This window comes from Gordonia sp. NPDC062954, assembly GCF_044543825.1.
GTDB lineage: Bacteria > Actinomycetota > Actinomycetes > Mycobacteriales > Mycobacteriaceae > Gordonia > Gordonia tangerina.
This window is the reverse complement of the sequence record NZ_JBITWL010000011.1, coordinates 1-23,240: the sequence shown is the minus strand read 5'-3', so window position 1 is coordinate 23,240 and position 23,240 is coordinate 1. Positions and strand designations below refer to the sequence as shown.

The window sequence follows — 23,240 nt, the reverse complement described above, 5'->3', positions numbered from 1 at the left end:
ACGGCAGCATGAGGCGAGGCGATACCCGCCCCCGATGGCGCTGTTCGCAAACAGCTAGACCGGGTACCGTTCCGGCTCAGGACCGAACAGATACCGCCGCCCGGAGATCTCGGTGACCGCGATCTCGACGTAGTTGTACTTCATCGTGGGAATCCACGGACGCAGTGACAATTCGTCGGCGGCAGCGATGTCATGAGTCGAAACCAGCACGCGTGCGGTGCCTTTCGCGACGACGCTCCAGCCGCGCTGGTCATCGTGGTCGTCCGCCTCGAAGGCGACGTTCTCGTTGACCGCGATCTCGGAGAGCTTGGTACCCTCGCCGGTCCGGAAGGTGATCCGACCTTCTCCGGCAATGTAATTGACCGGGAAGATGTCCGGGTGACCGCCGACGCTGAGGCCGATGCGTCCCAACTCGGTGGACCCGAGCAGTTCCCACGCCTCGTCGGTGGTGAGTTCCTCAACCGCGTTGTCGACCATGTCCTGTCCTTCTGCCATACACCATTCTCCGTCCACCGGAACGTGTTCGGCAGAGTCGAAGGTCCCCATCTTCCTGTGATGGGCACCACGACCATCCGCGCGGGTCACTCAGGAACCGGAACGGGCTCCAGGATCTCGGGGCGAGCCTCCGGGGCCGCCGCACGCAGCGCATCGGCGGAATCGTCATCGGGCTGGCGCTGCGACGCGACCTCCGCCTCCACGCGGGCGATATAGGTGGCCACCTCGAACGCCGTGTGTTCCTCGGTCCAGCCGAGTATGGGCGCGAGTAACTCCGCCACCTCCCGCGCGCAGTCGACGCCGCGGTGCGGGTACTCGATCGCGATGCGCGTCCGGCGCGCGAGCACGTCCTCGAGATGCAGTGCAGCCTCGTCTATCGCCGCATAGACCACTTCCACGCGCAGGTACTGCGGTGCCGCGGCGAGCGGGCGCAGCAGTGACGGATCGTCGTCGGCGTAGTAGAGGACGTCATCGATCAACGATCCGTACCGGTTGAGCAGACGACGAATTCGGTAGGGATGCAACCCGAATCGCTGGCCGAGATGCTCGCACTGGTTGATGAGCGCGAAGTATCCGTCGGCTCCGAGCAGCGGCACCCGCTCGGTGATCGACGGTGCCACCCGGGTGGGGATGAAATCGGTACAGGCGTCCACGGCGTCGGCGGCCATCACCCGATAGGTGGTGTACTTGCCGCCCGCGATCGACACCAACCCGGGCGCCACCGTCGCCACCGCGTGCTCACGGGACAGCTTCGAGGTCTCGTCGTCCTCCCCTGCCAACAGCGGGCGCAACCCCGCGTAGACGCCTTCGATGTCATTGTGGGTGAGCTTGGTCACCAGCACCTCGTTCACCCGCTCGAGGATGTAATCGATGTCGGCGCGGGTGGCAGCCGGATGCGCGAGGTCGAGATTCCAGTCGGTGTCGGTCGTGCCGATGATCCAGTGCGTCTCCCACGGGATCACGAACAACACCGAGTTCGCGGTGCGCAAGATGATCGCGGTCTCGCTGACGATCCGGTCTCGAGGCACCACGATGTGCACACCCTTGGACGCACGTACCCGGAAGTGGCCGCGCTGTTTGGACAGCGCCTGGACCTCGTCGGTCCACACCCCGGCCGCGTTGATCACACAGTGACCGCGGATCTCGGTGACGTCGCCGGTCTCCGAATCCCGAACGCGCACACCGAGAACCCGGTCGGACTCGCGCAGGAAACCGACCACCTGGGTGGACGTGCGGATGACCGCACCGTAGTTGGCCGCCGTGCGGGCAACGGTCAGACTGTGCCTTGCGTCGTCGACAACCGTGTCGTGGTATCGGATGCCACCGATCAACGAACTCCGTTTCAGCGCGGGAGCCACGCGAAGTGCGCCGGACCGGGTGACATGATGCTGTCCCGGAACAGATTTTGCTCCACCCATGCGGTCGTACAGGAACAATCCAGCCGCCACATACGGTCGCTCCCAGACGCGCTGGGTGAGGGGGTAGAGGAACGGCAGCGGCTTCACCAGATGCGGGGCCAGCAGACGCAGCGACAATTCGCGTTCGCGCAACGCCTCACGGACCAGCCCGAACTCGAGCTGTTCGAGGTATCGCAGACCCCCGTGGAACATCTTCGACGACCGACTCGACGTCCCCGACGCGATGTCACGGGCCTCCACCAGCGCGACGCGCAAGCCGCGCGTCGCCGCGTCGAGCGCGGCCCCCACACCGACGACTCCGCCTCCGATGACCACGATGTCGAACTGTTCACTGCCCAGGCGCCGCCACGCTTCCGCACGGTAAAGCGGACCCATATCGGCCGGCCGGTCCGGGTTGAACTCGGTGTTCATGCTTGCCCAGCCTAATTGATCTCCTCGAATGCCACCGCGTGCGACACTGGCCGCGTGGCTAGCGCAAACACATATGTCGCCGCCGTCGACCAGGGCACCACGTCCACCCGTGCGATGATCTTCGATCGCAGCGGACGCGTCGTCAGCAGCGAGCAGATCGAGCACCAGCAGATATTTCCGCAGGCCGGCTGGGTGGAGCACGACGCCGCCGAGATCTGGCGCAACACCCGGCGGGTGATGGCCGCCGCACTCGCCTCGGCCGACCTCAAGCACGGCGACATCGCCACCTGCGGGGTCACCAACCAACGTGAGACCACGCTCATCTGGGACCGCGAGACCGGCGTGCCGATCCACAATGCGATCGTCTGGCAGGACACCCGCACCAACGACCTGTGCGACGATCTCGCCGGTGACGTCGGGACCGACCGCTACCGGGATCGGACCGGACTGCCGTTGTCCACCTATTTCGCCGGTCCCAAGATCCGCTGGCTACTCGACCACGTCGAGGGCGCTCGCCATCGTGCCGAGGCGGGTGAACTGTGCTTCGGCACAATGGATTCGTGGACCGCTTGGAATATGACCGGCGGCCGCGACGGCGGACTGCACATCACTGATGTCACCAATGCGTCACGCACGATGCTGATGGATCTGCGCTCCCTGCAATGGGATGAGCAGATCTGTGCCGAGATGGGCGTGCCGACCGCACTGTTGCCCGAGATCCGCAGTTCCTCAGAGGTCTACGGCCCGCTGCGCGAACACGGCTCGCTGCCCGGCGTGCCACTGGCCGGGATCCTCGGCGATCAACAGGCCGCCACCTTCGGCCAGGCCTGCCTGAGTCCGGGCGAGGCCAAGAACACCTACGGCACCGGCAACTTCCTGCTGCTCAACACCGGCACCGAACCCGTCTTCAGTGATCACGGATTGCTGACCACCGTGTGCTACCGAATCGGCGATCAACAGGCCCGCTACGCACTCGAGGGCTCCATCGCGGTAACGGGATCACTGGTGCAGTGGCTGCGCGACAACCTGGGCCTGTTCGCTGACGCCGCCGACATCGAGACGCTCGCAGCCGGCGTCGACGACAACGGCGGCGCCTACTTTGTGCCCGCGTTCTCCGGGCTGTTCGCACCCCGCTGGCGGCCGGATGCGCGCGGGGTCATCGTCGGCCTGACGAGGTTCGTGAACAAGGGCCATCTCGCTCGAGCCGCCTTGGAGGCCAGCGCCTTCCAGACCCGCGAGGTGATCGAGGCGATGCAGGCCGATTCGGGTGTGGAGTTGTCGACACTGAAAGTTGACGGCGGCATGGTCGTCAATGACCTGCTGATGCAGTTCCAGGCAGACATCCTCGATGTCCCCGTGGTTCGGCCGGTGGTCAACGAGACGACCGCGCTCGGCGCCGCATATGCCGCCGGTCTCGCAGTGGGTTACTGGGAGTCCGAGGACGAGATCCGCGAGAACTGGGCCGAGCACACCCGCTGGGAGCCGCGGATGCCGGCGGCCACCCGCGACGAGCTCTACGCCGGCTGGAACCGCGCCGTCGAGCACAGTCTCGACCTGGCCTGAACCCCCGGTTTCGTAGTACGAACGTATCGTTTTTCGCCCGTTCGTACTACAAGATCGCGGAGGTCAGTCGAGATCGTCGTGACGCACGAGTTGGCGTGCGGCCTCGGTGACCGAACCGGTCAGCGACGGATACACCGAGAAGGTCTGCGCGAGGTCGGACACCGTGAGCTTATTCTGCACTGCCAGCGCCAGCGGCAGGATCAGTTCGGAGGCGGTGGGCGCTACCACCACGCCTCCGATCACCACACCGGTCGCCGGCCGACAGAAGATCTTCACGAAACCGCGCCGCAGCCCGCTCATCTTGGCGCGCGGATTGGTCGCCAACGGCAGCATCACGGTCCGGGCCGGGTAGTCACCGTTGTCGATGGCCTGCTGCGAGACCCCGACGGTGGCGATCTCGGGACGCGTGAAGATCGCCGATGCAACCGTTTTGAGTTTGATGGGACTCACGCCCTCGCCCAGTGAGTGGTACATGGCGATCCGCCCCTGCATCGCGGCCACCGACGCCAGCGGCAGCAGACCCGTGCAGTCACCGGCCGCGTAGATACCCGGGACCGACGTGCGCGAGACCCGGTCGACGGTGATGTAGCCGCCCCGATCGACCTCTACCCCGGCCCGGTCGAGTCCCAACTCGGTGGTGTTGGGGATGGAACCGACCGTCATCAACACATGTGACCCGGTCACCGTCCGGCCGTCCGCGAGGTGCGCGGTCACCGAATCGCCGTTGCGTTCCACCTTGTCGGCGCGGGCATGCTTGATCAGTTCGACCCCGCGTTCGGCCAGCGCGTCCTCCAGCACGAGGGCCGCATCCTCGTCCTCCCCGGGCAGCACGCGGTCACGACTGGACACCAGGGTCACCCTGACGCCTAATTCGGTGTAGGCGTGCACGAACTCGGCACCGGTCACACCCGACCCGATCACGACGAGATGTTCGGGTAGCTGTTCGAGATCGTAGAGCTGACGCCAGGTCAGGATGCGCTCACCGTCCGGCTGGGCGTCGGGCAGGATGCGCGGCGAGGCACCGGTCGCCACCAGCACCACGTCGCCCTCGTAGCGTTCGGTCGAACCGTCGGGCAGCGTCGCCACGACACCATGGGTGGAGACCCCGATCTGACGTTCCTCCAGCGCTGCCCGCGCCGACACCAGCTTCACCCCCTCGCTGATCAGCCGGGACCGGATGTCGGCGGATTGGGCAAAGGCGAGATCACGCACCCGTTGATGGATCTGCGGCAGCGTCACCAACGCATCGTCGGTGCTCAGGTTGATCCCCAGATCGACCGCACGGCGCACCTCGGTTCGGATGCCCGTCGAGGCGATGAACGTCTTCGACGGAACGCAATCCCAGAGCACACACGCGCCGCCGACACCGTCGGAATCGATCACCGTGATGTCGGCACCGTACGCGGCCGCCGCCAACGCGGCCTCGTAGCCCGCGGGTCCGCCGCCGATGATCACGATCTTGGTCACAAGTCACTCCTGTTCGCCGCCGTACCGCCTACCAACCTAGTCCCCGGTGCCCGCGGTCCGCCCACCGCGCCCGCGCCATCCGGGCACACGTCACATCTCGCGGACGTATCGGGTCCGCCTGCGTAATACGATCAATCGGGAGTTGAGACGTTTTCAATGATCGCGCGGATCGCCCACGCGTCCGCCACGCGGAGAAAGTGCAGGTCAGAGACCTAAATGCCCATCTACGCAGCCTACGGCTCCAATATGCACCCCGAGCAGATGGCCGAGCGAGCACCGCACTCCCCGATGGCGGGGACCGGATGGCTACACGGTTGGCGCCTGACCTTCGGAGGCGGAGACATCGGCTGGGAGGGTTCGCTGGCCACGGTCACCGAGGATCGCGACGATCCCGATGCCAGGGTTTTCATCGTGCTCTACGACGTCACCCCGGAGGACGAGGAGAACCTCGACCGCTGGGAAGGCTCGGAGCTGGGCATCCACGTCAAGATCCGGGTGCGGGTGGACACCGCCGACGGCCCGGTGCTGGCCTGGCTCTACGTCCTCGACGCCTACGAGGGTGGCCTGCCGTCGGCCCGATACCTCGGGGTGATGGCCGAGGCCGCCGAGATCGCCGGCGCTCCGGCCGACTATGTACAGGACCTCCGACTACGCGAGTCACGCAACGTGGGCCCGGGTCCGCTGGAACCTTGACGCCCCCGGAATCACACGTCGCCGAGCACGATTCCCGCCAACGTGCGGACCCCGATCTCCAGCGCACGCTCGTCGAGGTCGAAATTGGGCTGGTGCAGATCGACACGCGGGCTGATCCCATCCCACACGCCGAGCCGCCCCATCGCGCCCGGTACGTGTTCCAGGTACCACGAGAAGTCCTCCCCGCCGGGTGACTGAGGGGTGTCGGCGACCGCGTTGGGGCCGATCTGCGCCACCGCGGCCCGCATCGCGGCGATCGCTTGTTCGTCGTTCACCACAGGCGGCACACCTCGGAAATAGGACAGGTCGTAGCGGACCCCCAGCGGCGCCAGCAGCTCGCCGATCACGCTGCGCACCAGTGGTTCGAGCAGCGCCCAGCTCTCGTGGTCACCGGTCCGGACCGTACCCAGCAGCCGCCCCTCCTGCGGGATGGCGTTGGGTGCAGTGCCCGCATTCGCCGCACCCCACACCATCACGGTGCCCGACCGCGGATCCAGGCGCCGCGACAGGATTCCGGGTAGCCCGGTGATCACCGTCCCCATCGCATAGACGAGGTCGCCCGTCAGATGGGGCCGCGAGGTGTGCCCACCGGCCGAATGCAGCTGCAGATCGATGTGATCGGCCGCCGAGGTGAGGGCGCCCGCCCGCAGCCCCACCGAACCGACCGGTAGTTTCGGATCGCAGTGCAGCGCGAAGATCCGTCCCACGCCGGTCATCACTCCGGCCGCCACCGCGTCGAGCGCACCTCCGGGCATGACCTCCTCGGCCGCCTGGAAGATCAGTCGGACACCGACCGGCAGGTCGTCGACCGTCGCCAACAACTTGGCGACGCCGATCAGGATCGCCGTGTGGGCGTCATGTCCGCAGGCGTGGCACACACCCTCCACGGTGGAACTGAAGGCCAGACCGGTGTGCTCGGTGATCGGCAGCGCGTCCATGTCCGCGCGCAGCGCGACCCGCGGCATCTCGTCCCCGCCGATGTCGCAGACCACGCCGGTGCCCAGCGGTAGTCGACGCGGGGTCAGACCCGCCGCGGTCAACTCGGCCATCACCAGTTCGGTGGTGTTGACCTCCTGGCGGGACAACTCCGGGTGGGCGTGGATCTCCCGGCGCCACCGCACCACGTCGTCGCGGTGCGCGGCCCACCAGGCGTCGATGACGTCGCGTGGCGCCGCCGGCCGGATTCCGCGTTCGCTCACGGCCATCGCGAGAACCTCACAGTGCCCTCCGCGGATACGCGATCTGCAGGTCAGCGATCAGTGGCTGACGCAGGTTGCGTTTGACCTCACCGAGATTGGGGCCCGCCAACGGTGCACGCTCGGCAGCCACCTCCCGCGCCCGGGCGAGCAGGGAGTCGATGTCGACGGCTTCCTCGACGATGCCACCGGCACGTGCCTGTTCGCCCGAGTAGCGCCGCGCGGTCAGCATCGCCTCGGTGGCCACCGGATCGGCGAGGCGGGTACGCAGCAACGAACTCATCCCCAACGGGAACGGCATACCCAGCGCGACCTCGGGCAGTGACCAGAACCCGCGTTCGGTGCGCATCAGACGGTGGTCGGCGCACAGGGCGAACATCGCCCCGGCACCGAAGGCGTGACCGTTGATCGCGGCGACGGTCGGCACCGGCAACGTGAGGAGTGTGCTGAACAGCGCGTGCACGCGGTCGAGGTAGTCGGGCAACGCCTTGGGCTCGGCCAGGATGTGGTCGGTGTCGAGTCCGTTGGTGAAGTACTTGCCGGTGGCCGTGATGATCAGCGGCCGGGTCGGTTCCGCGGCGACCTCGGCGAGCGCGTTCTCGACCGTCGTCAGCCAGTCGAGACGGAACCGGTTCTCCGGGTTCGACTCGTCGAGCTCGACCCCTTCGGTGCCCAGATAGAGCTCGGTGACATCGCCTACAGAACTGAGAAACGGCATGTAGGGACTTTATCGTCGGGCACTAGGGTTGGGGCCATGGACCCCACAGCCGACGCCGACGCGGCCGCAATCGCCGCGGCCGCGACCATCGCCGCCGAGACCGATTGCGCCGCCCACGACGTCGCGGTGGTCCTCGGTTCCGGCTGGGCCCCGGCCGCCGACGCCTTCGGCCGCCCCATCGCGAGCGTGCCGATGGCGTCCATTCCCGGCTTCAGCGCACCGCGGGCTGCGGGGCACGGCGGAACGGTTCACTCTGTGCGTGTGGGTGATCGTCGCGTGCTGATCCTGCTCGGCCGAGTTCATGCCTACGAGGGGCACGACCTGGCCCGCGTGGTCCACCCCGTGCGCACCGCCGCAGCGGCAGGCGCGCACACCATCGTCTTGACCAACGCGGCCGGCGGACTACGCGACGACATGAAGGTCGGTCAGCCGATCCTCATCGCCGATCACCTCAATCTCACCGCTCGGTCTCCGATGCGGGGCGCGCAGTTCGTGGACCTGGTGGATGCCTACGCGCCGCGATTGCGGGAGATCGCCCGACGCACCGACCCGTCACTGTCCGACGGTGTCTATGCAGGGCTACCCGGTCCGCATTACGAGACGCCCGCCGAGATCCGGATGCTGCGCACCCTGGGCGCCGATCTCGTCGGGATGTCCACTGTGCACGAGACGATCGCCGCGCGTGCCGCGGGCCTGCAGGTGCTGGGCATGTCGCTGGTGACCAACCTCGCTGCCGGCATCACCGGTGAACCGCTCAGCCACACCGAGGTACTCGAGGTGGGGCGTGCCTCGGCGACCCGGATGGGCGAGCTACTGGCGTCGATCATCGCCGAACTCTGACACGCCATGTCTGTACCTGATCCACAGGATTCGCGGGGGGTGTCCGATCCACAGGCGGCGTCCGATCCGCCGACATCAGATCCGCAGGCCTGGATCGCCGCCGACCCCGATCCGCGCACCCGCGCCGAGCTGCGTGCGCTGACACCCGACGAGTTGACCGAGCGGTTCTCCCACACATTGCATTTCGGCACCGCCGGCTTGCGTGGACCGGTCCGGGCCGGGCCATCCGGGATGAACGTCGCAGTAATCGTGCGGACGACCGTCGCGCTCGGACGCTGGCTCATCGACGGCGGGCACGCCGGGTCGAGGGTAGTGGTGGGCCGCGATGCCCGCCACGGGTCGGCCGACTTCGCAGATGCCTGCGCCGAGGTGCTCGCGGCGCAGGGATTCGATGTGGTGCGGCTACCGGGGACCACCCCCACTCCACTCATCGCGTTCTGCTGCCGGGATCTCGGTGCGTCCGCGGCGATCGCGGTGACCGCCTCACACAATCCGCCGGCCGACAACGGGTACAAGGTCTTCGTGTCCGGTGGCGCCCAGCTGATCCCGCCAGACGACACGCAGATCGAGCGGCTGATCGCGACGGCCGCGCCGGCCAACACCGTGCCCCGGACGACTGTGTCCGCCGATGATCCGTGGGCGGCCGCCAACACCGAGCGGTATCTGACCCGGCTGACGAACCGCTTCGGACGGGTACCACGGTCGCCGGTTCGGATCGCGCTGACGGCCATGCACGGTGTGGGCGGCGCGCTGGCGCTCACCGCTCTGCGCCGGGCCGGGTTCACCGACGTCGAGGTGGTGCCCGAGCAGTTCGCACCCGATCCCGACTTCCCCACCGTGCGTTTTCCCAACCCCGAGGAACCCGGGGCCTCCGATCGGCTCCTGGCACTCGCCGCCGACGTCGACGCCGACCTCGCCATCGCGTTGGACCCCGACGCCGACCGATGCGCGCTCGGCGCTCGTATCGGCGGCAGCTGGCGGATGCTCACCGGCGACGAAACCGGCGCCCTGCTGGGCAGGCATCTGCTCGCGGCCACCGATCTCGACGCACCCGTCGTGGCGGGCACGATCGTGTCCGGGTCACTGTTGCAGGCCGTGGCCGAGGCTACCGGCGCCCGGTACGCGAGGACCCTCACCGGCTTCAAATGGCTCGTCCGCGCAGGTGAACCGCTGCTCTACGCGTACGAGGAGGCCATCGGCCACTGTGTCGATCCAGTCGCCGTGCGCGACAAGGACGGGATCAGCGCATCGGTGGTCGCGGCACTACTCACCCACGAACGGGTCAGCGCCGGTTCCGATCTCGCGACAGCGCTGCATGAACTGTTCGTCGAACACGGAGTTCATGTGACCACCCAGCACTCGATCCGGGTCACCGACCTCGACCGGATCGCCGACATCATGGCGGGGCTGCGCACACATCCCCCGACGACCCTCGCCGGGATCAGCGTCACGAGCGTCGACTACGCCACCCGACAGGATCACCTAAACACCAATGCCGTCGAACTGTCCGGTGCCGCAAACGATCCCGAGACCTCAGTACGCGTGATGGTGCGGCCTTCCGGGACCGAACCCAAACTCAAGTACTACCTCGAACTGGTTGCCGAGCCGCGCGAGTCCGACGTGGCCGCGACATCCGCGCGGTTGCATGCGCTCGCCGTTGACGTCATCGCCGACCTCCCGCGCTGAGTCGGGATCGATCGCCTGGCTACGGTGGGCTGGTGTCCTCCCCCGAACCACTACTCGACGCCGCGAACATCGATGTGATCCGCGGGGGCCGCCCCCTGCTGCACGACGTGAGTCTGCGCGTGGCGCATGGCGAGCACTGGGCATTGCTCGGCCCGAACGGGGCCGGTAAGTCGACGCTGATGACGATCCTCGGCGCCCGCGGCCACCCCACCGCCGGCACCGTCGACGTACTGGGTCGGCGGTTGGGACGGGTGGACATGCGTCAACTGCGCACCCACATCGGCCATGTGGATCCGCGCTGGCGCATCGACGTACCGCTCACGGCCCACGAGGTGGTGCTCACCGGCCTGACCAACACCCCCGAGCTCGACCGTCGGCACGACTACACCGTCGACGAGCACCGTCACGCCGACGAGCTTCTCGAGCTGCTGGGCATGACCACCCGCCGCGAATCGCTGTGGCCGGTGATGAGTCAGGGCGAACGGGGCCGGACCCTCATCGCGCGGGCACTGATGCCGCGCCCGGCGTTGCTGCTGCTCGACGAACCTGCGACCGGCCTGGATCTTGCGGCGCGCGAGAAGCTGCTGACCGGTATCGACCAGCTCCGCTCCGAGGTACCCGGCCTGGCCAGTGTGCTGGTCACCCATCACCTCGAAGATCTACCGGCCAGCACAAGTCACGCGATGTTGCTGCGCGATGGCCAGGTGATCGCCGCCGGAGCGGTCGATGAGGCCCTGACCTCGACGACGATCAGCACTTGTTTCGAGCATGATGTGGTGGTGCGGCGTGCGGCCGGGCGATGGGCGGCGGTCGCCGCCTGAGCCGACACGGCGCTCGGGCACTGCCGTGTGAGGTGAACGTCGCGGAATTCCTAACGTTCACCTCACTCCCGCCGATCAGTTCGCGCGGGACCGCTCAGTCGACCGGTGTCAGCGTGGCCCGAATTGGCGGTCCCCGGCATCGCCGAGGCCGGGCACGATGTAGGCGACGTCGTTGAGGCCGTCGTCGACGGCAGCGACCACCAGACGCACCGGGTGACCGGATTTCTCCAGCGCGGCAACCCCCTCTGGCGCCGCCACCACGCACACCGCGGTGATATCGGTGGCATGGCGCGCCACCAAGAGCTCGATCGTGTGCAGCATCGAACCGCCGGTCGCCAGCATCGGATCGAGCACGAACACCGGCAATCCCGACAGGTCGCCGGGCAGTGATTCCAGATACGGCACCGGTTGCGCGGTGGTCTCGTCGCGCGCCACCCCGACGAAACCGACGTGCGCCTCGGGCACCATCGCGTGTGCCTGCTCCACCATGCCGAGACCGGCGCGCAACACCGGTACCAGCAGCGGAGGAGTCGCCAGCCGCGATCCTTCGTGGGCGGTCAGCGGCGTCTCGATGGGTACCGTCACGCTCGGTGCCCCCGCCAGCGCCTCGTACACCAGCATCTGGGTCAGGTCCGACAACGCTCCGCGGAACGCCGCGTTGTCGGTGGTCTTGTCGCGCATCGTGGTCAGTCGAGCGGCCGCCAATGGATGGTCGACGATCTGTACCTGCATGACGATCACCTTAATGGTGTGTCCGGGACTCGGGTGGAACCGAAAGCGGTATCCGTGCGTCCAACAAACATGACCGATGTCTCCGTCCATACCCCCTCGTTGGCCGACTACGCCCGAGACCAGCACACCGCGGCCGACGTGGTGCGAGCGCACGCGAACGCCCAGCGAGGCGAGGTGGGCGACCTCACCGACACGTTCGGCGTCATCGGCGCCGATTTCCTGGTCGCGGCCGCCTACACACTCGACACCCGCGCGCGTCGCCTCGACACGTTGGCAACGCGTCACGGCGAGCAGGGCGACATCACCGACAGCGCCGCGACCGTCTACCTCGACGCCGACGCTCGAGCCGGCCATTGGTTGTCGCGGCCACCCACCGACAAGCCGCGAAACATCGGGAATCACACGGAGGGGCTGTATCTCTGATGCTGACCATCGAGATCATCATCGAGCCGCTACGCATCATGATCACCGCCCTCGGCACCGGCATCCTGCCGCCCGACAACCCGGCTGATCGGCTGCGCAGTTCGGTGGGGTCACTCGACCACACGCGCCGGGAATCGGTCGCGGCCACCAACCGGGTCGCCACCGATTGGTTGGGCACGGGCGCCGACGGTGCCGTCGACGCGGCTCATCGGACACATCGAACGATGATCGAGACCACTGATGACAGCGCCGAGATCGCCGAGCTCATCGAGCAGGCCGGCGCGAAGGTGAAGGTTGCCGCCGATCAGCTGAATGCGTTGATCGACTCCTTCCAGTCGCTGGCCGCGGCGCTCGGACCCGCGCTGTTCAGTCCACAGGGCATCGCGATGATCCTGCCGGTGGCACTCGACCACGTCCAGCGCGGCATGCAGATCGTCGCGCGCACACAGTCCGACCTCCGATCCGACACTGACCGGATGATGGCGATCGGTCGGACCGAGGCCCCGGCTTCGGTGCCGTCGCCGTCCGCCAACGACGGCACCGGGGTGGCCATCCGATTGCCGGACGGATCGATCGCACACGCCCCGAACGAACGAGCAGCGAAGGCGGTGCGCGCCGCTTTGAGTCAACGCGGCGTCCCCTATGTCTGGGGTGGCACCACACCGGACGGTTTCGACTGCAGCGGTTTCACCCAGTGGGCCTATCGTCAGGCCGGCGTCGAACTCCCCCGCCTCGCCCAAGATCAGGACATGGCCGGTGTCGCGGTCGGCCAGTCCGAACTGCAACCCGGTGACCTGGCCGTCTGGGACGGCCATGTGGCGATGTACGTGGGCAACAACCAACTCGTCGAGGCCGGAGACCCCGTCCAGACGTCGCCGCTACGCACGACGAACGCCGGCCAGGGTTTCCAGGGCTTCTTCCGTCCACGCTGATCTGGCTCATACGCCCACTCGATACGAAACGGCGCCCACTCGACCGTGGTCGGCCGGGCGGAAGCCCGGGTGGCCGGACCTCGCGCACTGACCACATCGACGACCCCGGCCCGGCGACCGCTCGCGCTCCGGCCGTTCACCGGACCGTCGCGGGGCCGCTACCGGAGTTCACAGGTCCGATCAGTACGCTGTGTCCTCATGGCCGGAGACATTGTCCCCATCGAGCTCGGACTCACCGACGGAAACAGTTTCACCCTCTGGGCACCCCGGTGGCGCGAGGGCGACGACGAGTGGGAGGCCTTCCTCGGACTCGACGAGGACCTCTACGGATTCCCCGGTGTCGCCGAACTGGCCGCCTTCATCCGCACCGACGACGACAACGACCTCGTCGACCACCCGGCGTGGGAGACCGTCGCGGGCCTGCAGGCCGACGAACTCGTTCCCGACGACCGGCACAGCTACGACCTCGTCGGTGTGCCGGAACTGGCTGCCGAGGATCCCAATCCCGAGGTCATCGCGGAGCTGGAGGATGCGCTCGAGATCGTTCGCATCCTCGGCGAGGTCTGCGAACTCACCATCATCACCAAGTTCTTCAACGGCAACCCGATCCTGGGTGCGGTGACCACTGGAACCCGCAACTTCGAGGGTCGCGAAGGCGTGGATCTGTGGGTTCGCATCGGTCGGCTCATCGCCAAGCATTGGGACGACGTCATCGACGCCATCGACGATGTCATCACGACCCCGAAGGTCGACCGGTCCGCGGTCGAGACCGCCGAAGCCGAACTCGAAGCTGCCGCGTCCGCCGAGGACGAAGACGAACCCGACGATGATGACCTGGATCTCGTCGAGAGCACCAACGGCGACGACACCGTCGAGTCCGACGACAGCGACGAGTCCGACGACGACAGTGCCGAGAATGCCGACGACGAGGTCGACAGCGACGATGAGATCGACGACGACTTCTGGGCAGGCGTCGGCATCGACCCGATCCGGATCGTCACCGACGCCGACGAATATCTCTCGCTGCGTTGCTATCTCGGCGATGACCCGGTCTTCCTCGGGGCGAACGGCAAGATTTTCGTCTTCACCTCGCCGCGTTCGCTGAGCCGATTCCTCGCGGACTCCGATGATCACGACCTCGCTGACCTGTCGACGTTCGAGGATGTGCGCACTGGAGCCACTGACGGGTCGCTGGAGTTCGACGTCATCGACGACAACGTCTACGTGCTGCCCGGTCTCGCCGACGACATCGCCGACGGACCGCGCCGGATGGACCGCAACCAACTCGACCTCGCAGTGGAGTTGCTCTCCGACGCGGCCGACTACGCCGACGACGACTCGGTGAGCGAAGCCCTCGGATCGACCACCCCGCTGGGATGGTTCGTGGACTACGCCATCAACCCGGATCCCAAGCGGATGGCGCCGAGCCCCCCGTTCGAGAACGAGTCGGAGGCATGGCGCGCCCTGGTGCACGACTTCGAGGGCCGTCTGGTCAAGAAGGGCTGAGCGACCCTTCGTGACGACCCTCCGCTAGCGCTAGCTGTAAGACCCGGGCAGGTTGTGAACGTGTAGGCGTTCGATCGGGGTGAGTCCGCCGATGCCGGTGTGGGCTCGGTGGTGATTGTAGTGGTGTAGCCAGTCGTCGTAGGTGGCTGCGCGGGCGGTCTCTGAGCTGTAGAACTCGGCGTAGGCCCATTCCGAGGCCAGGGTGCGGTTGAATCGTTCGACCTTGCCGTTGGTTTGCGGACGGTAGGGACGGGTCTTCTTGTGCTTGATCTCGGCGCCGAGGGATTCTGCGAAAACCTTTGAGCGGTAACAGGCGCCGTTGTCGGTCATCACTCGTCTCACAGTGATCCCATGTTGGCTGAAGAAGGCGTGGGCGCGGTCCCAGAACTGCGCGGCGGTCTCTTTGCGTTCGTCGGTGAGGATCTCGGAGTATGCCAGCCGGGAATGGTCATCGACGGCGTGGTGCAGATACGCGTACCCCGGGCGGTGTTTCTTGTTGTGCCGGTTGCCGATCGTGCGCCCGAGTTTGCGGTGGCCGCCGCCTTCGGGGATGCGGCCGAGTTTCTTGATGTCGATGTGGATCAGGTCGCCGGGAGCGTCGTGTTCGTAGCGTCGTGGCGGTGTCCGGCGTACCGGAAGTCCGGTGGCCTGGTCGAGGTGACGCAACAGCGGCATCCGATACCGGCGCAACACCGCCTCAACGGTCGATTTTGCTAGCCGCAGGTGCGCAGCGATTCGTGCAGCGCCCCAGCGACGCAGGAACCGCAACTTGATGATTCGACGTTCCCGGCGCACCGGGAGCTGATGGGGTGACCGGTGGGGGCGGCTGGACCGATCTGCCATGCCGGCCTCACCGGTCTGCCGGTAGCGGTCGGCCCACTTCTTGGCCGTGGCCGGTGAGCAGTTGAACCGTTCGGCGGCCCGTCGTAGAGGCCAACCCTGGTCGACGACGCACTGAGCCAGGGACAGACGGCCACGTTCGGTGAGAAAGGCATTACGGTGGGTCATGAGGGCCTCTTGGTGATCGGCGTGTGTGTGGTAACCACATCGATACCGGAGGCCCTCACCTGTTGACCGGCACCACGCCGTTCACAACCTCCCGAAGAGTTACAGCGCTCCGGGTCTCCTCAGGGAGCAGATGCCCACCCCAATCCCTGAGGAGCGAGCTTGCGAGCGTCACGAAGGGTCAACCCAGCAGGACCGCATACCCCGGCTTGATCACGTCGTCGATCAGCGCGAGTCGTTCGTCGAAGTGGATGAACGCCGACTTCATCGCGTTGACCGTGAACCGTTCGAAATCGGCCCAGCCGTAGCCGAACTGCTCCGCGAGCCGCAAGAACTCCTTGCTCATCGTGGTGTCGCTCATCAACCGGTTGTCGGTGTTCACCGTGACCCGGAAACGAAGGCGGGCCAGCACGTTGAACGGATGATCGGCCATCGAGGCGACAGCTCCGGTCTGCACATTGGAGCTGGGACACAACTCCAATGGGATGCGTTTGTCGCGGACGATGTCGGCAACTTGCCCGAGCTCGGCACCGGTGAAGCTCTCGGCGGTGAGGTCCGCACCAGGAGGCAGCACGATGTCGTCGATGACCCGCACACCATGACCGAGCCTGTCGGTACCGCAGAACGCGATCGCTTCATGGATCGACGGCAGACCGAACGCCTCGCCGGCGTGAATGGTGAACGGAGCGTTGTTGGCCCGCATGAACTCGAACGCATCGAGATGCCGCGTCGGCGGATTGCCCGCCTCGGCCCCGGCGATGTCGAAACCCGCGACGCCGGCGTCGCGGAAACGCACCGCCAACTCCGCGATCTCGCGCGACCGCGCGGCATGACGCATCGCGGTGACCAGGCATCGCACGATGATCGGGCGTCCCGCCTCGGCCGCTTCCCGCTCACCTGCCGCGAATCCGTCGAGTACTGCCTGGACCACCTCGTCGAGCGTCAAACCCTGTTCGAGGTGTTGTTCGGGCGCATAGCGCACCTCGGCATACACCACCCCGTCGGCCGCGAGGTCCTCGACGCACTCGCGGGCCACCCGGGTCAGCGCGGCGGGCGTCTGCATCACGGCGACTGTGTGCGCGAACGTTTCCAGATAGCGCTCCAGTGAGCCGCTGTCGGCCGCGTCGCGAAACCATTCGGCGAGTTCGTCCGGATCGTCGGCCGGCAGCTCGCCATAGCCGGTTTCCCGCGCCAATTCGAGCACCGTGCTCGGTCGTAGACCGCCGTCGAGATGGTCGTGCAGCAGCACCTTCGGGGCCAGCCTGATGTTGGGCAGATCCAGCGGCCGTCCCGGCCCGAGGTCGGTCGCCCGATTCGAAGCGGGCACTTGCGCGGTCGTCATGCACCGACGGTAACGCGATCGACGATCAGGGGCGCGGGCTCGCCCGGCGCGTCGCCCACCGTGACCGCGGCGCGCAACGCGGCCCGCGCCGGCGCGAACCGTTCGGCGGTCTGCGTGTGCAGAGTGAACAGCGGATCGCCCCGACGCACCCGATCCCCGGGCTTGGCGTGGATGGTGACGCCCGCCTCGGCCTGCACGGCCGCACCCGGCACCGCACGTCCCGCTCCGAGACGCCACGCCGCGATCCCGACATCCCAGGCGTCGAGACCGACGACCACGCCCGAGTGCTCGGCCGTGACGGTGTCGGTGTGGTCGGCGACCGGCAGCGGCGCATCCGGGTCGCCGCCCTGGGCGGCCACCATCGCCCGCCACACATCCATGGCCTTGCCGTTGGCGAGGTTGACCGCCGGGTCCACCTCGCCGAGCCCCGCCGCGTCGAGCATCTCCCTGGCGAGCGCCACAGTCAGCTGCACCACATCATCCGGGCCGCCACCCGCGAGCACCTCGACCGACTCGGCCACCTCGAGCGCATTGCCCGCGGTCAGCCCCAACGGCGTGTTCATGTCGGTGAGCAGCGCGCGGGTGGTGACCCCGGCCGATTCACCGAGCTCGACCATCGTCTCGGCCAGTTCCCTGCTGAGCTGCTCGGTCTTCAGAAAGGCCCCGCTGCCGAACTTGACGTCCAGGATCAGCGCACCGGTGCCCTCGGCGATCTTCTTCGACATGATCGAACTCGCCAGCAGCGGAATCGACTCCACCGTCGCGGTGACATCACGAAGCGCGTAGAGCCGGCGATCGGCCGGTGCCAGATCACGGCCCGCCGCGCAGATCACCGCACCGACCCGCTCGAGCTGATCGACCATCTCGTCTGGACCGACATCGGCACGCCAGCCCGCGATCGACTCCAGCTTGTCCAGCGTGCCGCCGGTGTGGCCGAGCCCACGCCCAGACAGTTGCGGAACCGCCACACCGTAGGACGCCACCAGTGGCGCCAACGGCAATGTGATCTTGTCCCCCACCCCGCCGGTGGAGTGCTTGTCGACGGTGGTCAGCTGCTGGCCGTCGCGGCGCAGCCTGGTGAAATCCATCCGGCGCCCGGTGTCGACCATCGCCTGGGTCCAGCGGGCGATCTCGCGGCGCGACATACCCCGGATCAGGATCGCCATCAACAACGCCGACATCTGTTCGTCAACGACGTCGCGGTGCTCCGCGGCGTAGCGATCGATGACCCAGTCGATCTGGGCGTCGGACAACTCCCCACCGTCACGTTTGGTCCGGATCACCGAGATCGTGTCGATGACCTCTGCGTCCTCGGGCCACGATTCGGTCGTGACGTCCTGGTCACTCATCGCGCCGCCTCCAGATCCTCGGGCCCGAACGCATCGGGCAACAGCTCTGCCAGGCGCCGCGGCCCGCTGGGATGGTCCACCAGCAGCACGGACCCGCCGTGTTCGAGCAATACCTGCCGACAGCGTCCGCACGGCATCAGGATCGCCCCGCGGGCATCGCACACCGCCACCGCGACCAGCGGCTGTCGACCGGTCGCGACCAGGTGCGCGACCAGGGCGACCTCGGCGCAGATGCCGAGACCATATGAGACATTTTCCACATTGCAGCCCAGCACCACACGTCCGTCAGATGTCAGGCCGGCCGCACCCACCGGGAAGCCGGAGTATGGCGCATACGCCCGTTCGATCATGGCTTCAGCGTTGTCCCGCAACAGTTTCCAGTCCACGTCGACAGACACGACAGGCTCCTCACAATCGGTACGGGCGAGCAAGATGTGACCCCGGATACGACCAATAACCTTGGTAAGGCATACCTAATTCGAGATCAGTTGTCGCCCAAATCTGTTCGGGCAATTTACGCCCGGCCTCAGCATAGGTTTAGAGTCTCATGCATGGGTCCACGGCCGAGCCTGATAATGCCGACTCGGCACATCCATCGACGCTGTTGGAGGCCAATTTCGCGATGAGCACCCCCACCGAGGTAGCACCAGAGCCGGTGCGCAAACGCTCCCTGTATCGAGGCGACCCAGGCATGTGGTCGTGGGTGCTGCACCGCATCACCGGTGTCACCATCTTCTTCTTCCTCTTCGTCCATGTACTGGACACCGCGGTCATCCGCATCGATCCCAACAAGTACTCCGAGATCATCGAGACGTACAAGACGCCGATCATCGGACTCATGGAGATCGCGCTGGTCGCGTGTGTGGTCTACCACGCGTTCAACGGTGTGCGGATCATCTTGGTCGACTTCTGGTCCAAGGGCCCCAAGTATCAGCGGCAGATGCTGTGGGTGATCCTGACCCTGTTCGTCATAGTCTTCGGCGCGGGTGCGGTCCGTCTGCTGCAGATCCTGATCACCCACTCGTTCTAGGAGGCACCTGATGACTGCATCGCAAGCAACTCCGGGTGCCGCGAAGACGCTGGGCACCGACTACGACCGTCCGGCAAGCCTGGACAATCCCCGCGCACCGCGGATGCGCAAAGGTGGGAACTTCGAGAAGTACGCGTGGCTGTTCATGCGTTTCTCCGGGCTCGCGCTGATCATCCTGACCATCGGTCACATGTTCATCATGCTCGCCTGGGACGACGGCGTGCACCGCATCGACGCCTCGTTCGTCGCCGCGCGTTGGAAGGAACCCTTCTGGCAGATCTGGGATCTCAGCATGTTGTGGCTGGCCCAGCTGCACGGCGGCAACGGCGTCCGCACCGTCATCGCCGACTACTCACGCAAGGACTCCACCCGGTTCTGGCTGAACGTCCTGCTGGGCATCTCGATGATCCTGGTGCTGGTGCTCGGCACCTACGCACTGCTGACCTTCGACGTGAACAGCGTCGGCTGAGGAGACTGACGAAACTGATGCAGGAACATCGCTACGACGTAGTCATCGTGGGTGCCGGCGGGGCCGGCATGCGCGCCGCCATCGAATCCGCGCCACGTGCGCGGACAGCGGTGCTGACCAAGCTCTACCCCACCCGCAGCCACACCGGCGCAGCACAGGGTGGCATGTGCGCCGCGCTGGCGAACGTCGAAGAGGACAACTGGGAGTGGCACACCTTCGACACCGTCAAGGGTGGTGACTACCTCGCCGATCAGGACGCCGTCGAGGTGATGGCCAAGGAAGCCATCGACGCGGTCCTGGATCTGGAGAAGATGGGGCTGCCGTTCAACCGCACCCCCGAGGGCAAGATCGATCAGCGCCGATTCGGCGGACACACCCGAGATCACGGCAAGTCGCCGGTGCGACGTGCCTGCTACGCCGCCGACCGCACCGGCCACATGATCCTGCAGACGCTGTATCAGAACTGCGTCAAGCACGACGTCGAATTCTTCAACGAGTTCTACGCGCTCGACATCTGCCTCGGTGAAAACGAAGACGGCGAGATGGTGGCCAATGGTGTGGTCGCCTATGAGTTGGCCACCGGCGAGATCCACGTCTTCCACGCCAAGTCAATCGTGTTCGCCACCGGCGGCTCGGGCCGGATGTACAAGACCACCTCCAACGCCCACACGCTCACCGGCGACGGCATGGGCATCGTCTTCCGCAAGGGATTGCCGCTGGAGGACATGGAGTTCCATCAGTTCCACCCGACCGGCCTGGCCGGACTCGGCATCCTGATCTCGGAGGCCGTGCGTGGTGAGGGTGGCATCCTGCGCAACGCCGACGGCGAACGCTTCATGGAGCGCTACGCCCCCACCATCAAGGACCTCGCACCCCGCGACATCGTCGCTCGATCGATGGTGCTCGAGGTGCTCGAGGGCCGCGGCGCCGGGCCCAACAAGGACTACGTCTACATCGACGTCACCCACCTCGGCGAGGACGTCCTCAACGAGAAGCTGCCCGACATCACCGAGTTCGCCCGCACCTACCTCGGTGTCGACCCGGTCACCGAGTACGTCCCGGTGTACCCGACCTGCCACTACGTTATGGGTGGCATCCCGACCAACATCGAGGGTCAGGTGCTGCGCGACAACGACACCGTGGTGCACGGCCTCTACGCGGCCGGCGAGTGCGCCTGTGTGTCGGTGCACGGCGCGAACCGGCTGGGCACCAACTCGCTGCTCGACATCAATGTGTTCGGCCGGCGGGCCGGTATCGCCGCCGCCGACTACGCCACGTCGGCCGACTTCATCGAACTGCCCGAGACGCCGACCAAGATGGTCGACGACTGGCTCGAGGTGCTGCTCAGCGAACGCGGCCATGAGCGCGTCGCCGACATCCGCACCGAGTTGCAGGTGACGATGGACAACAACGCGTCGGTGTTCCGTACCGAGGAGACGCTCAAGCAGGCACTCACCGACGTGCACGCACTGAAGGAGCGCTACAACCACATCCGCGTGCACGACAAGGGCAAGCGCTTCAACAGCGACCTACTCGAGGCGATCGAGCTCGGCTTCCTTTTGGAGATGGCCGAGGTCACCGTGGTCGGCGCGCTCAATCGCAAGGAGTCACGCGGCGGTCACGCCCGCGAGGACTACCCCGACCGCGACGACACCAACTACATGCGCCACACCATGGCGTACAAGAAGGGCGAGGGCCTTCTCGCGGACATCGAGCTGGACTACAAGCCCGTCGTGCAGACCCGCTACGAGCCGATGGAGCGTAAGTACTGATGACAGCGATCATGGAGAACCCCACCCCATCCGCCGACGAGCCGCCGCTGCCCCCGGTGCCCGACGAGGCCACCATGGTCACGTTGAAGATCTACCGGTTCAATCCGGAGAACCCGGACGCGCAGGGATTCGAGAGCTTTCGGGTGCCGGCGCTGCCGACCGACCGGTTGCTCAACCTGCTGCTGTACGTGAAGGGTTACCTGGACGGCACCCTGACGTTCCGACGCAGCTGCGCCCACGGCGTGTGCGGGTCCGACGCGATGCGCATCAACGGCGTCAACCGCCTGGCCTGCAAGTTGCTGATGAAGGACATGCTCCCGAAGGACACATCCAAGGAGCTCACCATCACCGTCGAGCCCATCAAGGGCCTGCCGGTCGAGAAGGATCTCGTGGTGAACATGGAGCCGTTCTTCGATGCCTACCGCGCGATCAAGCCGTTCCTCATCGCGTCGGGCAACGAGCCGACCCGGGAACGTATCCAGAGCCAGGCCGACCGTGCCCGCTTCGACGACACCACCAAGTGCATCCTGTGCGCCTGCTGCACCACCAGCTGCCCGGTGTTCTGGAACGAGGGAAGCTACTTCGGTCCCGCCGCCATCGTCAACGCGCATCGTTTCATCTTCGACAGCCGCGATGAGGGTGCGGTCGAGCGTCTCGACATCCTCAACGACATGGATGGTGTGTGGCGCTGCCGGACCACCTTCAACTGCACCGAGGCGTGCCCCCGCGGCATCCAGGTCACCCAGGCAATCCAAGAGGTCAAACGTGCGCTGATGTTCTCGCGTTGACCTGCTGACGGCCGATCCGGCCCTCAGAAGCAGATAGACCTATCTGCAGCCCCGACGATGCCCCTCCTCGGTTCTCGAGGAGGGGCATCGTCGTCGGTGGAACCGATCGCACCCCTGATGCGTCCAATCACCATGAGCCGCACACATTCACTGGCCGTCGGTGCACTGGTCTGCATCGGGCTCGTCATCGGCCCGGGCGTCGCGATCACCGTCGGTTCGCCGCACGCCCAAGCATCCCCGCGCCACCCGGGTGCCGGTGACCGCATCACCGTGGTGCTGACCTCGGACCGCGAGGTCAACAGTGGGGCGTCCTGGTACGACAGCCACAACACGCTGCGCAGCCAGACCCGTGTCCCGCTCACCCGTCATGATCCGACGTCCGCGAGATACTCTGCGTCGCTGGTGTTCACCAGTCGGGTACGACATCAGAGGATCGACGCCGTCTTCCAATCGTCCGGCGGATTCGCCCGATGCGCGGTCTGGGTGAACGTGACGGCGCTCATCGAAATTCCCCACTGATGCTCACCTAAATTCCCCACCCGTGTGGCTCCGCCAGAGTAGGCGGGCCTCCCGTGATGCTGATG

Annotated in this window: 23 protein-coding genes; 13 read left to right on the top strand and 10 right to left on the bottom strand. The window is 66.5% G+C overall.

Features of this window, described 5'->3' with window-relative positions; translation table 11 throughout:
- Positions 1-54 precede the first annotated feature (54 nt).
- The gene (locus ACIGKQ_RS12550) at positions 55-477 is read right to left on the bottom strand and encodes a pyridoxamine 5'-phosphate oxidase family protein (protein ID WP_235723902.1); all 423 of its coding nucleotides are present in this window, start codon (positions 475-477) and stop codon (positions 55-57) included.
- A 104-nt stretch (positions 478-581) separates the two neighbouring features.
- Entirely contained in the window at positions 582-2,324 is a 1,743-nt protein-coding gene (locus ACIGKQ_RS12545; RefSeq protein ID WP_235723876.1) for a glycerol-3-phosphate dehydrogenase/oxidase, read from the bottom strand.
- Positions 2,325-2,378: 54 nt separating this feature from the next.
- On the opposite strand from ACIGKQ_RS12545, the gene glpK reads away from it, so the two are divergent.
- A complete protein-coding gene (gene glpK / locus ACIGKQ_RS12540) occupies positions 2,379-3,887 on the top strand; it encodes a glycerol kinase GlpK (protein WP_266062012.1) in 1,509 nt (502 codons plus the stop codon).
- Between the two features lie 63 nt (positions 3,888-3,950).
- Here glpK and ACIGKQ_RS12535 read toward each other — a convergent pair whose 3' ends face one another.
- Positions 3,951-5,354, bottom strand: coding sequence for an NAD(P)H-quinone dehydrogenase (locus tag ACIGKQ_RS12535; RefSeq protein WP_235723877.1), 1,404 nt, complete (start codon positions 5,352-5,354; stop codon positions 3,951-3,953).
- A 216-nt stretch (positions 5,355-5,570) separates the two neighbouring features.
- On the opposite strand from ACIGKQ_RS12535, the gene ACIGKQ_RS12530 reads away from it, so the two are divergent.
- Positions 5,571-6,047 (top strand): gamma-glutamylcyclotransferase, encoded by a 477-nt coding sequence (locus tag ACIGKQ_RS12530; protein WP_235723878.1) that lies wholly within the window; start codon positions 5,571-5,573, stop codon positions 6,045-6,047.
- Between the two features lie 11 nt (positions 6,048-6,058).
- On the opposite strand, the gene ACIGKQ_RS12525 is transcribed toward ACIGKQ_RS12530, so the two are convergent.
- Together ACIGKQ_RS12525 and ACIGKQ_RS12520 are read right to left on the bottom strand one after the other, a co-directional pair.
- Positions 6,059-7,252: an amidohydrolase gene (locus ACIGKQ_RS12525; RefSeq protein ID WP_287016210.1), complete on the bottom strand. Its 1,194-nt coding sequence runs from the start codon at positions 7,250-7,252 to the stop codon at positions 6,059-6,061.
- A 10-nt stretch (positions 7,253-7,262) separates the two neighbouring features.
- Positions 7,263-7,961, bottom strand: coding sequence for an enoyl-CoA hydratase/isomerase family protein (locus tag ACIGKQ_RS12520; protein WP_235723880.1), 699 nt, complete (start codon positions 7,959-7,961; stop codon positions 7,263-7,265).
- A 36-nt stretch (positions 7,962-7,997) separates the two neighbouring features.
- Here ACIGKQ_RS12520 and ACIGKQ_RS12515 point away from each other — a divergent pair, with 36 nt between their 5' ends.
- From ACIGKQ_RS12515 to ACIGKQ_RS12505, 3 genes are read left to right on the top strand one after another with little or no spacing between them, the layout of a single operon-like run.
- A complete protein-coding gene (locus ACIGKQ_RS12515) occupies positions 7,998-8,801 on the top strand; it encodes a purine-nucleoside phosphorylase (protein WP_396573873.1) in 804 nt (267 codons plus the stop codon).
- A gap of 39 nt (positions 8,802-8,840) precedes the next feature.
- Positions 8,841-10,487: a phospho-sugar mutase gene (locus ACIGKQ_RS12510; protein ID WP_396573871.1), complete on the top strand. Its 1,647-nt coding sequence runs from the start codon at positions 8,841-8,843 to the stop codon at positions 10,485-10,487.
- A gap of 29 nt (positions 10,488-10,516) precedes the next feature.
- Complete coding sequence (locus tag ACIGKQ_RS12505; RefSeq protein ID WP_235723904.1) at positions 10,517-11,308, top strand: ABC transporter ATP-binding protein; 792 nt, start codon at positions 10,517-10,519, stop codon at positions 11,306-11,308.
- 108 nt (positions 11,309-11,416) lie between these two features.
- On the opposite strand, the gene upp is transcribed toward ACIGKQ_RS12505, so the two are convergent.
- Positions 11,417-12,040, bottom strand: coding sequence for a uracil phosphoribosyltransferase (gene upp, locus ACIGKQ_RS12500; RefSeq protein WP_235723883.1), 624 nt, complete (start codon positions 12,038-12,040; stop codon positions 11,417-11,419).
- Between the two features lie 69 nt (positions 12,041-12,109).
- On the opposite strand from upp, the gene ACIGKQ_RS12495 reads away from it, so the two are divergent.
- The 3 genes from ACIGKQ_RS12495 (at position 12,110) to ACIGKQ_RS12485 (ending at position 14,901) form a co-directional block, all read left to right on the top strand.
- Positions 12,110-12,463, top strand: a complete 354-nt coding sequence (locus tag ACIGKQ_RS12495) for a type VII secretion target (protein WP_396573869.1) — start codon at positions 12,110-12,112, stop codon at positions 12,461-12,463.
- Entirely contained in the window at positions 12,463-13,395 is a 933-nt protein-coding gene (locus ACIGKQ_RS12490) for a C40 family peptidase (protein WP_287016208.1), read from the top strand. Before ACIGKQ_RS12495 ends, ACIGKQ_RS12490 begins: the two co-directional genes overlap by 1 nt.
- A gap of 198 nt (positions 13,396-13,593) precedes the next feature.
- The gene (locus ACIGKQ_RS12485) at positions 13,594-14,901 is read left to right on the top strand and encodes a primosomal protein (protein ID WP_235723886.1); all 1,308 of its coding nucleotides are present in this window, start codon (positions 13,594-13,596) and stop codon (positions 14,899-14,901) included.
- A gap of 30 nt (positions 14,902-14,931) precedes the next feature.
- Here ACIGKQ_RS12485 and ACIGKQ_RS12480 read toward each other — a convergent pair whose 3' ends face one another.
- The 4 genes from ACIGKQ_RS12480 to ACIGKQ_RS12465 form a co-directional block, all read right to left on the bottom strand.
- The gene (locus ACIGKQ_RS12480; RefSeq protein ID WP_396573866.1) at positions 14,932-15,909 is read right to left on the bottom strand and encodes an IS481 family transposase; all 978 of its coding nucleotides are present in this window, start codon (positions 15,907-15,909) and stop codon (positions 14,932-14,934) included.
- 178 nt (positions 15,910-16,087) lie between these two features.
- Positions 16,088-17,248 carry an adenosine deaminase gene (locus ACIGKQ_RS12475; RefSeq protein WP_235723743.1) on the bottom strand — a complete coding sequence of 387 codons (1,161 nt, stop codon included), beginning with the start codon at positions 17,246-17,248 and terminating at the stop codon, positions 16,088-16,090.
- Complete coding sequence (locus tag ACIGKQ_RS12470; RefSeq protein ID WP_235723742.1) at positions 17,245-18,597, bottom strand: thymidine phosphorylase; 1,353 nt, start codon at positions 18,595-18,597, stop codon at positions 17,245-17,247. Before ACIGKQ_RS12470 ends, ACIGKQ_RS12475 begins: the two co-directional genes overlap by 4 nt.
- A complete protein-coding gene (locus ACIGKQ_RS12465; protein WP_235723741.1) occupies positions 18,594-18,995 on the bottom strand; it encodes a cytidine deaminase in 402 nt (133 codons plus the stop codon). Before ACIGKQ_RS12465 ends, ACIGKQ_RS12470 begins: the two co-directional genes overlap by 4 nt.
- A gap of 224 nt (positions 18,996-19,219) precedes the next feature.
- Between ACIGKQ_RS12465 and sdhC the strand changes: the two genes are divergently transcribed.
- The 5 genes from sdhC (at position 19,220) to ACIGKQ_RS12440 (ending at position 23,175) form a co-directional block, all read left to right on the top strand.
- Positions 19,220-19,627, top strand: coding sequence for a succinate dehydrogenase, cytochrome b556 subunit (gene sdhC / locus ACIGKQ_RS12460; RefSeq protein ID WP_235723762.1), 408 nt, complete (start codon positions 19,220-19,222; stop codon positions 19,625-19,627).
- 10 nt (positions 19,628-19,637) lie between these two features.
- Positions 19,638-20,096 (top strand): succinate dehydrogenase hydrophobic membrane anchor subunit, encoded by a 459-nt coding sequence (locus ACIGKQ_RS12455; RefSeq protein WP_235723740.1) that lies wholly within the window; start codon positions 19,638-19,640, stop codon positions 20,094-20,096.
- 17 nt (positions 20,097-20,113) lie between these two features.
- On the top strand, positions 20,114-21,868 hold the full coding sequence (gene sdhA / locus ACIGKQ_RS12450; protein ID WP_235723739.1) for a succinate dehydrogenase flavoprotein subunit: 1,755 nt from the start codon (positions 20,114-20,116) through the stop codon (positions 21,866-21,868).
- Entirely contained in the window at positions 21,868-22,656 is a 789-nt protein-coding gene (locus tag ACIGKQ_RS12445; RefSeq protein WP_266059541.1) for a succinate dehydrogenase iron-sulfur subunit, read from the top strand. Before sdhA ends, ACIGKQ_RS12445 begins: the two co-directional genes overlap by 1 nt.
- 132 nt (positions 22,657-22,788) lie before the next feature.
- Positions 22,789-23,175 carry a hypothetical protein gene (locus tag ACIGKQ_RS12440; protein ID WP_396573861.1) on the top strand — a complete coding sequence of 129 codons (387 nt, stop codon included), beginning with the start codon at positions 22,789-22,791 and terminating at the stop codon, positions 23,173-23,175.
- Positions 23,176-23,240 lie beyond the last annotated feature (65 nt).

Excerpts from the sequence above, each read along its gene's own strand:
- ACIGKQ_RS12525 (WP_287016210.1), bottom strand. The coding sequence starts at position 7,252 with ATGGCCGTGAGCGAACGCGGAATCCGGCCGGCGGCGCCACGCGACGTC.
- ACIGKQ_RS12445 (WP_266059541.1), top strand. The coding sequence starts at position 21,868 with ATGACAGCGATCATGGAGAACCCCACCCCATCCGCCGACGAGCCGCCG.
- ACIGKQ_RS12440 (WP_396573861.1), top strand. The coding sequence starts at position 22,789 with ATGAGCCGCACACATTCACTGGCCGTCGGTGCACTGGTCTGCATCGGG.
- ACIGKQ_RS12475 (WP_235723743.1), bottom strand. The coding sequence starts at position 17,248 with ATGACGACCGCGCAAGTGCCCGCTTCGAATCGGGCGACCGACCTCGGG.
- ACIGKQ_RS12490 (WP_287016208.1), top strand. The coding sequence starts at position 12,463 with ATGCTGACCATCGAGATCATCATCGAGCCGCTACGCATCATGATCACC.
- sdhA (WP_235723739.1), top strand. The coding sequence starts at position 20,114 with ATGCAGGAACATCGCTACGACGTAGTCATCGTGGGTGCCGGCGGGGCC.
- sdhC (WP_235723762.1), top strand. The coding sequence starts at position 19,220 with ATGAGCACCCCCACCGAGGTAGCACCAGAGCCGGTGCGCAAACGCTCC.
- upp (WP_235723883.1), bottom strand. The coding sequence starts at position 12,040 with ATGCAGGTACAGATCGTCGACCATCCATTGGCGGCCGCTCGACTGACC.
- ACIGKQ_RS12455 (WP_235723740.1), top strand. The coding sequence starts at position 19,638 with ATGACTGCATCGCAAGCAACTCCGGGTGCCGCGAAGACGCTGGGCACC.
- ACIGKQ_RS12545 (WP_235723876.1), bottom strand. The coding sequence starts at position 2,324 with ATGAACACCGAGTTCAACCCGGACCGGCCGGCCGATATGGGTCCGCTT.
- ACIGKQ_RS12550 (WP_235723902.1), bottom strand. The coding sequence starts at position 477 with ATGGTCGACAACGCGGTTGAGGAACTCACCACCGACGAGGCGTGGGAA.
- ACIGKQ_RS12485 (WP_235723886.1), top strand. The coding sequence starts at position 13,594 with ATGGCCGGAGACATTGTCCCCATCGAGCTCGGACTCACCGACGGAAAC.
- ACIGKQ_RS12515 (WP_396573873.1), top strand. The coding sequence starts at position 7,998 with ATGGACCCCACAGCCGACGCCGACGCGGCCGCAATCGCCGCGGCCGCG.
- ACIGKQ_RS12495 (WP_396573869.1), top strand. The coding sequence starts at position 12,110 with ATGACCGATGTCTCCGTCCATACCCCCTCGTTGGCCGACTACGCCCGA.
- ACIGKQ_RS12480 (WP_396573866.1), bottom strand. The coding sequence starts at position 15,909 with ATGACCCACCGTAATGCCTTTCTCACCGAACGTGGCCGTCTGTCCCTG.
- ACIGKQ_RS12520 (WP_235723880.1), bottom strand. The coding sequence starts at position 7,961 with ATGCCGTTTCTCAGTTCTGTAGGCGATGTCACCGAGCTCTATCTGGGC.
- ACIGKQ_RS12470 (WP_235723742.1), bottom strand. The coding sequence starts at position 18,597 with ATGAGTGACCAGGACGTCACGACCGAATCGTGGCCCGAGGACGCAGAG.
- ACIGKQ_RS12530 (WP_235723878.1), top strand. The coding sequence starts at position 5,571 with ATGCCCATCTACGCAGCCTACGGCTCCAATATGCACCCCGAGCAGATG.